The sequence below is a fragment of the Aneurinibacillus sp. Ricciae_BoGa-3 genome (assembly GCF_028421645.1).
In the GTDB taxonomy this organism is placed as follows: domain Bacteria; phylum Bacillota; class Bacilli; order Aneurinibacillales; family Aneurinibacillaceae; genus Aneurinibacillus_B.
Map to the genome: position 1 here is coordinate 3885966 of NZ_CP116887.1, position 13150 is coordinate 3899115.

General features: G+C 46.4%; 15 protein-coding genes. 6 read left to right on the forward strand and 9 right to left on the reverse strand.

What is annotated here, in order from left to right; genetic code table 11:
• The first annotated feature begins 23 nt into the window (after positions 1–23).
• Positions 24–494 (forward strand): DUF441 domain-containing protein, encoded by a 471-nt coding sequence (locus PP175_RS19755; RefSeq protein WP_272439947.1) that lies wholly within the window; start codon positions 24–26, stop codon positions 492–494.
• A gap of 96 nt (positions 495–590) precedes the next feature.
• A complete protein-coding gene (locus tag PP175_RS19760; RefSeq protein ID WP_272439948.1) occupies positions 591–1364 on the forward strand; it encodes a M15 family metallopeptidase in 774 nt (257 codons plus the stop codon).
• 405 nt (positions 1365–1769) lie between these two features.
• On the opposite strand, the gene PP175_RS19765 is transcribed toward PP175_RS19760, so the two are convergent.
• From PP175_RS19765 to PP175_RS19775, 3 genes are all read right to left on the reverse strand, one after another.
• Complete coding sequence (locus PP175_RS19765) at positions 1770–2852, reverse strand: ABC transporter substrate-binding protein (RefSeq protein ID WP_272439949.1); 1083 nt, start codon at positions 2850–2852, stop codon at positions 1770–1772.
• 65 nt (positions 2853–2917) lie between these two features.
• Positions 2918–3742 (reverse strand): ABC transporter ATP-binding protein, encoded by an 825-nt coding sequence (locus PP175_RS19770; RefSeq protein WP_272439950.1) that lies wholly within the window; start codon positions 3740–3742, stop codon positions 2918–2920.
• A 42-nt stretch (positions 3743–3784) separates the two neighbouring features.
• A complete protein-coding gene (locus PP175_RS19775) occupies positions 3785–4606 on the reverse strand; it encodes an ABC transporter permease (protein ID WP_272439951.1) in 822 nt (273 codons plus the stop codon).
• A 357-nt stretch (positions 4607–4963) separates the two neighbouring features.
• Here PP175_RS19775 and hemE point away from each other — a divergent pair, with 357 nt between their 5' ends.
• From hemE to hemY, 3 genes are read left to right on the forward strand one after another with little or no spacing between them, the layout of a single operon-like run.
• Complete coding sequence (gene hemE / locus PP175_RS19780; RefSeq protein WP_272439952.1) at positions 4964–6007, forward strand: uroporphyrinogen decarboxylase; 1044 nt, start codon at positions 4964–4966, stop codon at positions 6005–6007.
• A gap of 26 nt (positions 6008–6033) precedes the next feature.
• The gene (gene hemH, locus PP175_RS19785; protein ID WP_272443331.1) at positions 6034–6960 is read left to right on the forward strand and encodes a ferrochelatase; all 927 of its coding nucleotides are present in this window, start codon (positions 6034–6036) and stop codon (positions 6958–6960) included.
• 17 nt (positions 6961–6977) lie between these two features.
• Positions 6978–8408: a protoporphyrinogen oxidase gene (hemY, locus tag PP175_RS19790; RefSeq protein WP_442870392.1), complete on the forward strand. Its 1431-nt coding sequence runs from the start codon at positions 6978–6980 to the stop codon at positions 8406–8408.
• Positions 8409–8454: 46 nt separating this feature from the next.
• Here the strand turns inward: hemY and PP175_RS19795 are convergent, their stop codons facing one another.
• The 6 genes from PP175_RS19795 to PP175_RS19820 all read right to left on the reverse strand — a co-directional run bounded on the left by PP175_RS19795 (position 8455) and on the right by PP175_RS19820 (position 12463).
• On the reverse strand, positions 8455–8667 hold the full coding sequence (locus tag PP175_RS19795) for an alpha/beta-type small acid-soluble spore protein (RefSeq protein WP_272439953.1): 213 nt from the start codon (positions 8665–8667) through the stop codon (positions 8455–8457).
• Positions 8668–8737: 70 nt separating this feature from the next.
• Positions 8738–9412, reverse strand: a complete 675-nt coding sequence (locus PP175_RS19800) for a hypothetical protein (RefSeq protein WP_272439954.1) — start codon at positions 9410–9412, stop codon at positions 8738–8740.
• A 146-nt stretch (positions 9413–9558) separates the two neighbouring features.
• The gene (gene aspA, locus PP175_RS19805) at positions 9559–10986 is read right to left on the reverse strand and encodes an aspartate ammonia-lyase (protein WP_272439955.1); all 1428 of its coding nucleotides are present in this window, start codon (positions 10984–10986) and stop codon (positions 9559–9561) included.
• A 76-nt stretch (positions 10987–11062) separates the two neighbouring features.
• Positions 11063–11281: a hypothetical protein gene (locus PP175_RS19810; protein WP_272439956.1), complete on the reverse strand. Its 219-nt coding sequence runs from the start codon at positions 11279–11281 to the stop codon at positions 11063–11065.
• Positions 11282–11695: 414 nt separating this feature from the next.
• Positions 11696–12175 (reverse strand): cache domain-containing protein, encoded by a 480-nt coding sequence (locus PP175_RS19815; RefSeq protein ID WP_272439957.1) that lies wholly within the window; start codon positions 12173–12175, stop codon positions 11696–11698.
• A gap of 39 nt (positions 12176–12214) precedes the next feature.
• On the reverse strand, positions 12215–12463 hold the full coding sequence (locus PP175_RS19820) for a hypothetical protein (protein ID WP_272439958.1): 249 nt from the start codon (positions 12461–12463) through the stop codon (positions 12215–12217).
• Positions 12464–12651: 188 nt separating this feature from the next.
• Between PP175_RS19820 and PP175_RS19825 the strand changes: the two genes are divergently transcribed.
• The gene (locus PP175_RS19825; RefSeq protein ID WP_272439959.1) at positions 12652–13107 is read left to right on the forward strand and encodes a 2-thiouracil desulfurase family protein; all 456 of its coding nucleotides are present in this window, start codon (positions 12652–12654) and stop codon (positions 13105–13107) included.
• Positions 13108–13150: the final 43 nt, after the last annotated feature.

Here is a 13150-nt window from a genome sequence, read left to right on the forward strand (position 1 = left end):
CAATGGACAGGGGTTTGATAATTATGCCGGTCTTACCAGGGGAATTGATGCTGGTTGTTTTGATCATTATCGGGCTAATCGGCCGCTCTCCCATTATTGCGACAGCGTCCAGTATTTTGCTTGTGCTCAAACTAACGTCACTTGAACGCTACTTTCCTTCCGTTGAAAGGCGTGGTATGGAACTTGGGCTGTTGTTTCTGACGATTTCAGTGCTTGTGCCATTCGCAAGTGAAAAGATTTCCTGGAAGGAAATTGTACCTTTATTTACAACGCTGGTTGGTGTTCTTGCTCTTACAGGCGGCGCGCTCGCTACCTACATGAACGGAAAAGGGCTTGAGGTGCTGCGCGCCCAGCCTCATTTAATCGTTGGACTTGTTATCGGCTCCATAATCGGCATTGTACTGCTTCGCGGGATACCGGTTGGCCCGCTGATGGCGGCTGGAATAACCGCACTTCTTATTAAAATATTCGAGTGGCTTCAGCGTTTTTTTTAAACGCGGTCTGGCGGAAATGCGTGCAACTGTGCGTAAAAATTGATATTCTAGTAGTTGAGTTACGAAAGACATGCACGGAGAGGAAGTTTTAGAAACGTGAAAAAAGCAATACAAATTACCATGGCCCTTCTCGCCGCATCCACCATTGGAACAGCCTGTTCAAAAGACGCACCGGCAAAAAACCAGCAGGAAACACATAGTGCGGCTCAGCCTTCCGTAAAGAAACCTGTTCCTGAGGCTGCGGCCCTGCCTACGCTGGCCCGGACTGTAAAGATAAACGACAGGGGCGTGGCAGAAGTAACAAATATGACAGATATGCTTGTGGTCGTCAATAAAAAGAGAACCATTCTCCCTACATACACTCCACCGGACTTAATTCAACCGAATATACCTTTTTCCTTCCCAGGAAAAAGTCCAAGAAAGCTGATGCGCAAGCAGGCTGCCCACGCTCTTGAACAGCTGTTTGCACAGGCCAAAAAAGACAAAGTCGATCTTCTCGGCCAGTCCGCATACCGCTCTTATGCCACCCAGAAAGCAATCTTTGATGAAAACGCCAAAGAAAAAGGAGAGGCTGTGGCCAACAAGACCAGCGCCATACCTGGTGAAAGCGAACATCAGACAGGCCTGGCTATTGACCTGACAAGCCACCGGGTCGGGTTTAGCCTCGAAGAGAATTTCGGGGCCACCCCGGAAGGCAAATGGCTGGCCAAAAACGCCCCGCACTACGGTTTTATCATCCGTTATCCGAAGGGAAAAGAAAAAATTACGGGCTATTCCTATGAGCCATGGCACATTCGCTATGTGGGCGTTAAAATTGCTGAGGAAATCTCTGCCAAAGGAATCACGCTTGAAGAATACTTGTCTCGATAATGAGAAAAACATCGCGGGCCATGCCGCTCTCTCCTTTCCCCTCATAGAAGTTTTTTACGGCCGCTTTGTGGAACGACGGACGGACCGGCAAAACATCTGGGTATCTCAATGATGGACACAGTTGCCGGTCCTTTTCGTCCTCTGTTCCACACGCTCCACAAGGGGAAAGAAAGGTGCGCACATGCGCCTCACGATGTTTCTCTTGAGTGTTTTGGGACCGGAGGTCCCATTTAAAAAATCGCTGAACGTACTTCAACACGTTAAAGTAAAATATACTTTCCTATAGGAGAACAAAAACCCGGGGAAACCGGGTTTTTGTTCTATACAAGTAAACCTTAACATGCCAAATGGTTGCCTCTGCCCTTTCCGGTTATGGGAATGTTCAAAAGGTGAAAGGCAAACACATTACGGCTTTTTATATTCACCAATTTTTTGAAGAGCGGCTTGGACAAACTGAGGATTCAGAACCTTCTCTACGGGTACAGATTGTTTGACAGTGCCTTGTTTCATATACCAGTCTTCATCCGACTGAATGGCTTTTGGATCAATGTAACCATTTGGATCGAGCAGTGGCATATTGATTTGGTTTAACTGTTCAACTGGCGTCTTCATGTATTCCGACATTATTTTCCCTACTTTAGCTTTGTCCACGCTGCCAAAAAGAAAGGCGTTATCGAATGACCGCACAGCTTTTAAATAAGCAATCATAAAGTGGGTCGCCAATTGCTTTTTCTTGGCAAAATCGGGACTGTACATGATCACACCCGTCTGTTCATTGGGCGCATATTCCTGGGAATCTTTGAAAGGAACCAGGATATTCTGCTTTTTGCCTACGCTGATATTCGGTTCAATTTGGACTGCGCCATCCATAGCTTTGTTAGCCATAGCCGTATTAAAGTCGTGGAAATCATCAACCACCTTAAGGTTGATATCTTTTTCCGTTAATCCGCCTTTTTCTAACACCTTATCCAATACTAATTGGTTAATGTTTCCCTTAGAAGCAATCCCCAAAGTAAGTCCTTTTAGCTGAGAATAATCCTTAACTTTGTCTGCTAAATCTTTTCGTAATACAAACTCAAAAAAGCCTTTTCCTGGCTGATTCCGTCCCTGGTCAGCGACGATACTAATATTCAAACCCTGCTGGGCTGCATTAAATATGTAAGCGGAAATTAAACCTGTAGCGACATCAACCTGGTTAGCAGCCAGCCCAGTCATTGAATCTGATCCAGAAGAAAAATTCACAGGTTCAAGCTTAATTCCCTGTTCTTTGAAATAACCTAATTTATCGGCCAGCACAATTCCAGCCATGGCAGGTGAGGGATCGTCCATCGCAACTTTAACTACTTGCAGTTGCTTTGCATCGGTTGTATCTTGTCCTGCCGGGGCGCTTGCAGACGCATTCGAGGAAAAATTCGATCCACAGCCTGCTGTAAGACCTGTCAATAGGATACCTGCGGTTAAGATAGGGACTAATTTTTTTATCTTCAATTTTTTTCTCCTTTTTGTTCATGGTGTATTCGTTCCGTGTTTGCATTTCGGGAACTATACCCTTATTAATTTGCCACTTCACTTTTAAGAAGAGCCCAGATTTCGCTAAGCAAATGCTGAAATTGTTCGCTTTGGCGTACTTCTTCAATCGTTCTGGGGCGCGGAAAATTTACGGGGAAATTTGCTTTTATTGTTCCAGGGTGGGCAGTCATAACAAAAACCCGATCAGACAAGAAAATCGCTTCATCAATGCTGTGCGTAATAAACACCACCGTTTTGCGGGTTTCTTCCCAGATTCGTAATAACTCCATTTGCAGGATAAACCGATTTTGCTCATCTAAGTTTGAAAACGGCTCATCCATCAAAAGAATTTCAGGATCATTCGCAAATGCCCGGGCAATGCTGACACGCTGTTTCATGCCTCCGGATAATTGGTGGGGATAGGCGTCAGAAAACTTATTCAAACCAATTTTATGGATATAGTGATCCGTTATCTCGTTCATTAATTTTTTCGGCATTTTACGCATTTTAAGCCCATAGGCAATGTTATTTCGGACGGTCATCCAGGGGAAAATGGAATGCTCCTGAAAAACGGTGGATTTCAAAGGGTTGGCACAATCTCTGTGCATAATGGAAACCGTTCCGGAAGTTTTTTCTTCCAGCCCGGCCACAATCCGCAATAGTGTTGTCTTGCCACAGCCACTGGGGCCCACAATACAAACGAATTCACCCTCTTTAATTTCTAGGGAAATGTTTTCAATGGCGGTTAAAATTTTGTTTTGGCTTCGAAAATCCTTCCTGATTGCTTGCAATTTAATCTTGTAGCCTGCCTGTTCAGTTTGGTGACACATAGATTCGGCAGGTGATGTAATCGATGAAATGGTATTCATATTAAAACTCCTAAGCGTTCGGTTTTAAGTCTCACGTGTATCCTAGCCTTTCCAGGGTACAATCCTGGCTTCGAGTTCATCAAGCAAGAGGTTGGAAAAATAACCGATTAAAGCCATCGCGATAAAGCCAACATACATGTCCTTAATTTGGAAAAGGCTGTAGGAAATCCAGATGCGATAACCGATGCCTCCTGTGGCACCTTCCATCTCTGCTGTCATAATAAAAAGAAGTGCCATGCCAAGCCCTAATTTTAGGCCCGTAAAAATCATGGGTAAAGAACCCGGCAATGCTACTGTCGTATAATAAAGTTTCCGAGACGCCCCAAAATCTCTTGCCACGTCCATGTACTTTTCATCAAGCTGTAAGACTCCTGTAACCGTACTTATTAAAACAGGAAAAAATACGCCAAGCATGATAACAACATATTTTTCGATCTCACCTAAACCAAACATCAGCATGATTAAAGGCATGAGGGCGAGCTTAGGAATCGGATAGGTTGACGCCACAATCGGGTCCAGTACATAACGAACAGGCTTAAAAAGACCCATGCTAAGCCCTATTACAATACCTGGCACCGCACCTGCTATAAAACCAATAAACAGACGGATAAGGCTGATTGCGAGATCACTTGCCAGCTGACCGGATACAAAATCTTCATATCCTTGTTTAAAAATGTCAGTTGGAGCAGGAAAAAATCGGTTGTCCAATATACCGATCATGACCAAGATTTGCCACATTATAAGCAAGGTGGCAGGGGCAAGAACAGACAATGGCCGACGCCATATACTCTTTCCCATTGTAATAGCAGTCTGGGATTTTCTTCTTCCTAACAGCGTTTTGAAAACCTTTGATGATACTTCCATAACCCCTCCTTATCCAAGTTAATGGCTGTGCAATGGTTTTTCCAGGTTTCCCACTTATACATGCCCTGAATGGTTTTTTGGTGGTTCTACAGTCAAGGTTACATAATTGTTGAAAAGTTGATGTAAACAAAAGATAAAGATTTAGTAATAAATTTGTTTCTATTTTTAAGAAATATGTCAATATCTTGAGTGTGTGTAGCTTGTTTTTTCCGTTACACTATAATTAGCTTAATCCGTGAATTCGACAGCATACTTCATAATGAGTGAAAAAGCGTGACCTAAGTGCTATTTTATAGAGTTTGTGCTATTGTACATACAGGAAGAAACCGGGTTTATGATGAGGAAAGGTGTGGAAGAATGAGCCTAAAGCCATTTAATGATAATTTTCTAAAAGCATGCAAAGGAGAAGAACACGAACATGTTCCGGTTTGGTATATGCGCCAGGCGGGACGGTTCCAGCCCGAATATCGCAAAATTCGCGAGAAGTACTCCCTGTTTGAGATTACCCATAATCCGGAGGTTTGCACGGAAGTTACGCTGCTGCCGGTGCGCCAGCTTGGTGTGGACGCAGCGATTCTGTTCGCAGACATCATGACGCCGATGCCTGCTATGGGTATTGATGTTGAAATTAAATCAAACATTGGACCGGTTATCAGCAATCCCATTCGAACTTTGGAAGATGTAAAAAACCTTCGAGAATTGCATCCATCTGAGCACATCCCCTATATTCTTGATACGGTGAAACTGCTTCGGGAGCAGCTAAACGTACCGCTCATTGGATTTACCGGCGCACCGTTTACACTTGCAAGCTACCTGATAGAAGGCGGCCCGTCCAGAAATTACTACTTTACAAAGTCTTTCATGCATTCCAACCCGGAGGCATGGCATCTGTTGATGGATCGTCTAGGCGACATGTGTATTACATACCTCAAGGCGCAGATTGAGGCCGGCGCTCAGGCTGTGCAGGTGTTTGATTCCTGGGTCGGCGCGTTAAACGCTGAAGATTATGCGGAATTCGTCGCGCCGGTGATGAATAAAATTTTTACCGGCGTTAAAGAACTGGATGCCCCTAAAATTATGTTTGGCGTAGGCGCAGGACATCTGCTTGAGGAGTGGAACAAGCTGCCGGTTGATGTAATTGGGCTGGATTGGAGAACGAGTATTCGCTCGGCACGCCAGCAGGGCGTAACACGTACAGTTCAGGGCAACCTTGATCCCGGCCTGCTGCTAGCTTCGTGGAACGAAATCGAAAAAAAGACGAAGGAAATACTGGATCAGGGTATGGAAACACCTAACTTTGTTTTCAACCTGGGACACGGTGTGTATCCGCAGGTAGAAGCGGAAACACTGAAGCGCCTCACCGCTTTCGTCCATGAATACTCTTCAAAAATTAAGCGATAGGGGGCAGTGAAATGGCGGACAGACAAATTGCGGATAAACAAATCGGCCTGCTGGTTATGGCCTATGGCACCCCGAGAAATATCGATGAAATCGAGCCGTATTATACGCATATCCGGCGCGGGCGGAAGCCTACACCTGAGCTTTTGGACACTCTCATTGAGCGCTACAAACTTATAGGAGGCGTCTCCCCCCTCTCCCGCATTACGGAGGAGCAGGCGGAACAGCTTGAATATCGTTTAAATGAAAGGCACGCGAATGTAACATTTAAAGCCTACGTAGGTTTAAAGCATATAGAGCCTTATATTGAAAACGTTGTACAGCAAATGAAGGAAGATGGGATCGAACAAGCAATCAGTATCGTACTTGCTCCGCATCAATCGACCTTCAGCACAGATTCATACAATAACCGCGCTCATGAAGAAAGCGAAAAAATCGGCGGGCCGGCTATCACATCCATTGATAGCTGGTATAGCGAGCCATCCTTTTTGGATTTCTGGAGCGACCGGATTCGCGATACATTTGATCAGATACCCACGGAAGCTAAAGCGCACACCATTGTGATTTTTTCCGCCCATAGCCTCCCGGAGAAGATTATTCAAATGAAGGATCCGTATCCGGGCCAAATCGCTGATAACGCAAAATTAATCGCAGAAAGAGCCGGCATAGCCCATTACACAACGGCGTGGCAGAGCGCCGGCCGCACGCCGGAGCCATGGCTGGGTCCAGATATACTGGATAAAATTCGCGAGCTTCATAAAGAAGGATACACTTCGATGATTTTTTGTCCGATCGGCTTTGTTGCGGACCATCTGGAAGTCCTCTATGATAATGATTATGAGTGCAAAAAGCTGACAGATGAACTTGGCATTCGCTATTACAGGCCTGCCATGCCAAACACCGATCCCCGTTTTATTGAGGCGCTGGCATGCGCTGTGGAAAAAAAGCTTATTTAGAAAAGAAGTGAATGATAATGATCACCAAACAGAAGGTAGCTATAATCGGCGCTGGAATCACCGGCCTGACAACAGCCTACTATTTGCAGAAGGAAATTAGGGAAAACAACCTCCCCATCGAATATGTTTTGATTGAAGCCACGGGCCGCCTCGGCGGTAAAATTCAGACCGATTATACGAATGGATTTGTCATAGAGAAAGGACCAGACTCTTTCCTCGCCCGGAAAACCAGTGCTTCCCGTTTAATCAAAGAGGCGGGGCTGGAGCAGGAGCTGGTGCGCAACCATACAGGACAGGCCTATATACTTAACAACGATAAACTGTACGCGATTCCTGGCGGCTCCATTATGGGAATTCCTACGAAGCTTGCTCCTTTTGCCACAACCAGCCTGTTTTCACCCGCTGGCAAGCTGCGCGCTGCTGCCGACCTTGTATTGCCTCGTACGAGTAAAGGAGAAGAAGATCAATCGCTGGGGCATTTTTTCCGGCACCGGCTGGGCAATGAAGTGGTAGAAAATCTGATTGAACCGCTGCTCTCGGGCATTTATGCAGGCGATATCGATCAGCTGAGTTTGCTGTCCACTTTCCCGCAGTTCCATACGGTTGAGAAGAAATATCGCAGCCTCATCCTTGGCATGCGTTCTACTACGCCGAAGCAGCCAAAGTCTGCCGGCGACAAAAAGCAATCCAGCGCGTTTCTCACTCTAAAACGCGGGCTCCAGTCTCTCGTGGACGCCATTGAGAATAAGCTGGACCCTTCTTCTATTAAGAAGAACACGCCGGTTAAGAAAGTGATCCATACAGAAGACGGGTACACCATTTTACTCGATGATGGCTCAACTCTGCATGCAGACGCTGTTGTCATGACCACACCGCCCGGACCGACCCACAGGGCGCTTCAAGATTATCCGTTTACGAAACTGCTGGATGAGATTCCGACGACATCCGTTGCCACCGTTGCGCTTGCCTTTCCGGCATCCGCAATCAATAAAGACATTAATGGCACTGGATTTGTCGTTTCAAGAAATGCGGATTATACCATCACCGCGTGCACGTGGACCCACAAGAAATGGCCGCATTCCACCCCGGAATGCAAAGTACTGCTGCGGGCTTACGTGGGCAGGGCCAACGATGAATCGATCGTTTTTAAATCCGATGAAGAAATTATTGCCACAGTTATGAACGACTTGAATAAGATTATGAAGATCAATCAACAGCCAGAGTTCTCCATTGTGACACGCTGGAAACAATCGATGCCACAATATGTAGTGGGCCACAAACAGCGTATTGCGCAGCTTGAAGAAGATGTTGCCAAGAATCTGCCCGGCCTATTTCTTGCAGGTTCGCCCTATTATGGTGTGGGGCTTCCAGACTGCATCGATCAGGGAGAAAGCGCGGTTGCTCAAGTTATCGCCTATCTTGTCAAACCTGTTTCCGTCACCATGTAAAGTCAAAAGAGCCAGCGCTTTCATTGAAAGCTGGCTCTTCCTGCGGTTATTGGTTGTTTTGTGTGCTATTTGCTGCAAGCTGCTGCTGGGACATCTGCACAAGCCGCTTCGTAATTTCCCCGCCAACTGAACCGTTTGCCCGGGATACGGTATTTCCCCCTAGCTGAACGCCAAACTCGGTGGCGATTTCATACTTATATTGATCCAGAATTTGCCCCGCTTGGGGAACAAGCAGCCTGTTTCTGTTTCCCTGTGCCATTATCTCACCCCCTGTTTGTTACTATTATTCGTCTCCCTTCGATATATATTTGCCCCAATATCTTCCCGCCTTAATCGTCACCTTCGTCCCCATGCTTTTGGTGCTTCACCTTATGGTGCTTATCCTCGTGATTTTTTTCCTTTTTCTCGCCTTTATCTGTTTTACGAACCTCATTGCGCTGATGCGCTAAGGCTGCTGCAATGTTAGCATATCCCTTTTCATTCAACAATTTAGCCAACTGATCCTCGGTGATCCCCAATGAAATAATTTCGTTTATTTTTTTAATCTGCCCCTCACTCAGACCCTGTTGTTTTAACTGTGCGATAGACGATTCGCTCAGCTGGTGCCCTTGCTGTTGCGGAGAATTCTGTTGTACTGCAGAGTCTGTAGATCCGGCGGATTGGTTGGACGGCGGAGGTACCGACTGAGAAGAGCCAGACGCTGTGTTTGCCCGATGCGTTGGTGCCACCGGCTGTTGATTGCTGGTTTGCGCCTTTACTTGATCCAACGTTTTATCAAGCGGCGTCATCGTTACCCTGCTCTGATCTTTTTGGGGTGTTTGTACCGTAGTTGCGTTTGTAGTATTTGTGAGCGGCTGTGCCGTAACACGGCTCACATGATCAACAGCTGCCGTGCTTGTCGTTGGCTTCTTCTGCATAATCCCCGATGCCAGCACAGGCGTAACAATTGCAAGAACCAACATGGCAGCTATAATAAAATACGGCCTTTTAAACCATTTTCTCATGTTGTTGCGCCCTCCCTGTTATTTCCTATATGATTCGTATGCACCTTTGCTTTTGTGGGGGGATCTATTTTTGCTTACTTATATACTTACATATACACAAAAAGGAAGGTGCTCAGACTGCACACCTTCCTAAAAATAACCCTTTTTTAATCTTTGAATAACAGCGAAGCACCGGCAATTCCCGGGTGGGTCATTTCATAAGGATCCAGGATCAAGTCCAGTTCTTCTTCTGTTAGAACATTGTAGTACAAGCAAAGTTCTCTTACCGACTTACCGGATAAAATGGCTTCCCGGGCAATGCGGGCCGCGGTCTCATACCCAAGATGCGGATTAACGGCGGTAATAACACCGACACTTTTATCCACATATTCTTTCATTTTTTCCGTGTTGGCGACAATTCCCTTCACACAATATTCACGGAACACGCGGAAAGCGTTGTTCATAATATTGATGGATTGTAGCAGATTAAACACGAGTACAGGCTCCATCACATTGAGTTCCAATTGACCTGCCTCTGAAGCCAGACAGATTGTATGGTCATTTCCAATCACCTGGAAAGCGACCTGATTAATCACTTCTGCCATAACCGGGTTTACTTTGCCTGGCATAATGGATGAACCAGGCTGCCGGGCAGGAAGCTGAATTTCGCCGAGTCCAACACGGGGACCTGAGGCCATAAGCCGTAAGTCATTGGCCACTTTGGACATGTTCATCATGCAAACTTTAAGGGCAGCAGACACCTCAGTGTAGGAATCCGTATTCTGTGTGGCATCCACTAGATCTTCTGCGCCGATAAGCGGGAACCCGCTGATGTCTGCGAGATGCTTTACAACGCTCTTAATATAGCGCGGCTCTGCGTTTAACCCGGTACCGACCGCTGTAGCACCCATATTGACCTCATACAGGTGCTGGCGGGACTGGCGAATACGATTAATATCTCTGCTTAAAACGCGCCTGTACGCCTCAAATTCTTGCCCGAGGCGAATGGGCACTGCGTCCTGAAGATGTGTGCGCCCCATTTTAATTACATGGTCAAATTCTTTTGCCTTTTCTCCAAACGTATCGTGAAGTTGCTGCATGGTTGCAAGCAGTTTCTCCAGCATGCTTAGCACTGCGATATGTATGCCGGTAGGAAACGAATCGTTCGTTGACTGTGCCATGTTCACATGTGTATTCGGGCTTAATTGAAAATAGTTACCTTTTTGTTCACCCAGAATCTCCAGCCCTCTATTGGCAATCACTTCGTTGGTATTCATATTAATCGAAGTGCCGGCTCCGCCCTGTATCGGGTCTACAATAAACTGGTCATGGAGTTTTCCATTGATAATCTCCTCTGCGGCCGTTACGATTGCATTTCCGATCCGCGGATTGAGCTGCCCCGTTTCCATGTTAGCCAGCGCTGCAGCCTTCTTTACAATGGCCATCGCAGAAATAAGCGATTCATGAATGCGGTAACCGGTAATCGGAAAGTTTTCTACCGCGCGCAGTGTTTGGACGCCGTAATAAGCATGAATCGGTACTTCCTTTTCTCCTAAAAAGTCCTTTTCAATCCGGAAATTTTTGTTTTCGCTCATCAATATTCATCTCCTGAAGCTGAGTGAAATTATATTGCTGAGATTATCGTACCACATTGCGATGCAAACACATAATTTATTCACAGTCGATTTTAAATCCTGTAACAATCCGATGCAGTTCGTCCGCCATCTTAGATAAAGAAGAAGCAGATGCGGATAGCTGTTCCATATAGGCCAGCTGTTCTTCCGCTGCAGCCGATACGCTCTGCGTACCGGACGCCGTTATTTCCGTAATAGACGCGTGTTGTTCAAACGAGTGAAGCACTTCTTCCGAACCTGCAGACATCTGCTGCACGGCTGCTGACACTTCCTCAATTTGGGAAGCAACTTCCTGAATGGGTCTGACCGATTTCCTGTGACCGGTGCCCGAGCCCTTTTAACGGTTGAGGACAGGTGGTTGACCGTATGATTGATAGATACCATCTGGCTGGCTGCCGTGTGAATCGCCGTGTTTCCGGATTCCGCTAGATCAGCCGCTTGCTGGGAAGATTGGGAAACCTGCTGGGAATTCACCGCAATCTGCTGGACAGCAGAGGACATCTGACCCAGTGTCTGCGACACGGCATGCATACTTTGCGCCTGCTTATCCGACCCTGCAGATACCTCCTCAATTGTAGCAGCAATTTGCTCAGTTGCCTGATTTGTGTGCGCAGCACCCTCCGCTAAATCATTCGAAGCATGGGATAGTTTAGCCGACATTTGGTTAATCTCAACGAGCACCTGCAATTTTCCAGCCGGTTACTTCGTTTGTGGCAAATACCATTTTCTTTGGCGTGCCATTGTAATCATAATCAAATTCGCCGGATGGCTTGCTGTACATGGTTGTTACCTGTGTACCGGAAGCTTTATCACCTGGTTTTATCGTTGGATGAACAATCGTATTGCTATTTTTGTCCAACAGAAATGCATAACCGCTTTTTCCAATTTGTACTGCCTTAACTGTTTCAGACAGTTTAGCCAGATTCAAGTCAACCGCAGCGACACCTGCGCCATCATCTGTGGCCCGGGCAATCGTCACGACAATGTTCCCTGAGATGGCGTCTACGTACGGATCAGTGGCCACAACAGTTCCTTTATTATCCATTGCTTGTTTATACCATGGACGCGTTCTTGGGTCATAGCCTTTTGGAAGCACGTCTTTTGGGGATAATATCATGTGACCTGTCTGGGTGCCAACATATGTATGCATAAGTTCAGGATGTGCCTTCGAATAGGAGTTAAGCTGCTTTCACAGCAAAGGCGTTTCCCCGGCCGCTTTAATAGCGGCTGAATTGGTCAGATATTCAACGTCTTTAAACTCCGGGCTTATTGTATTTGTGATGAGATTGTCAAGTAGGTGCACATTTGCACGCACGTCGGCAGACATCTGGTCATCCACTTTGTTGCGGGCGGTATTGTAAGCAATTCCTCCAATCATTACCCCAGGCAGCAGGAGAGCCGCGATGAACGAAACAATTAATTTGGCCCGAATGGTCATTTTTGGCTTCTGGTTTTGCTTTTTTACTGCACCAAAGAAACACGAGTTGCCATTGCCTGACTAGCTTTTTCTCTGGTATATTGGGACCGTAAGCTGCACGATTGAAACCCCAATCATAACCAACAAAATTATGTTGCCTGCCAATAAACTTCATTTATGTATATCGGAATTAAAGGGAGGATTGCTAAATGAAATTAATCAGTGCCTGCCTCATGGGATGCGAATGCCGCTACGACGGGAAAGCCAATTATAAAGAGGAAATTGAACAGCTCATTAAGGAGGGCAGGGCCGTTCCCGCGTGCCCGGAGCAGCTTGGCGGATTGTCTACACCTCGCAACCCGGCGGAGATTGTGGGAGGAGACGGATTTGATGTCCTTGATGGGAAAGCTAGAGTGGTGGATAACACTGGACAGGATGTAACGGAACAGTTCCTGCAAGGCGCACGCCAGGCGTTGCGAATTGCGAAGGCGGCAGGGGCTACGCATGCCATCTTGAAAGAAAGAAGTCCATCATGTGGCAGCACAGGGATCTACGATGGCACGTTTTCCAGGACGAAGCAGCCGGGTGTAGGTGTAGCAGCGGCACTGTTGATTCGCAACGGGATTCAAGTAGAGTCGGAGGAAAAATGGCAGGTTGAAACTTGAACAAAATGACTTTTCATTTTAAAGTTAAGAGAACGAAATACAA

Coding starts and splice junctions, on each gene's coding strand:
- PP175_RS19820 (WP_272439958.1), bottom strand. CDS start 12,463: ATGACCATTCGGGCCAAATTAATTGTTTCGTTCATCGCGGCTCTCCTG.
- PP175_RS19770 (WP_272439950.1), bottom strand. CDS start 3,742: ATGAATACCATTTCATCGATTACATCACCTGCCGAATCTATGTGTCAC.
- hemE (WP_272439952.1), top strand. CDS start 4,964: ATGAGCCTAAAGCCATTTAATGATAATTTTCTAAAAGCATGCAAAGGA.
- PP175_RS19800 (WP_272439954.1), bottom strand. CDS start 9,412: ATGAGAAAATGGTTTAAAAGGCCGTATTTTATTATAGCTGCCATGTTG.
- PP175_RS19795 (WP_272439953.1), bottom strand. CDS start 8,667: ATGGCACAGGGAAACAGAAACAGGCTGCTTGTTCCCCAAGCGGGGCAA.
- PP175_RS19825 (WP_272439959.1), top strand. CDS start 12,652: ATGAAATTAATCAGTGCCTGCCTCATGGGATGCGAATGCCGCTACGAC.
- aspA (WP_272439955.1), bottom strand. CDS start 10,986: ATGAGCGAAAACAAAAATTTCCGGATTGAAAAGGACTTTTTAGGAGAA.
- PP175_RS19775 (WP_272439951.1), bottom strand. CDS start 4,606: ATGGAAGTATCATCAAAGGTTTTCAAAACGCTGTTAGGAAGAAGAAAA.
- hemY (WP_442870392.1), top strand. CDS start 6,978: ATGATCACCAAACAGAAGGTAGCTATAATCGGCGCTGGAATCACCGGC.
- PP175_RS19755 (WP_272439947.1), top strand. CDS start 24: ATGCCGGTCTTACCAGGGGAATTGATGCTGGTTGTTTTGATCATTATC.
- PP175_RS19815 (WP_272439957.1), bottom strand. CDS start 12,175: ATGCATACATATGTTGGCACCCAGACAGGTCACATGATATTATCCCCA.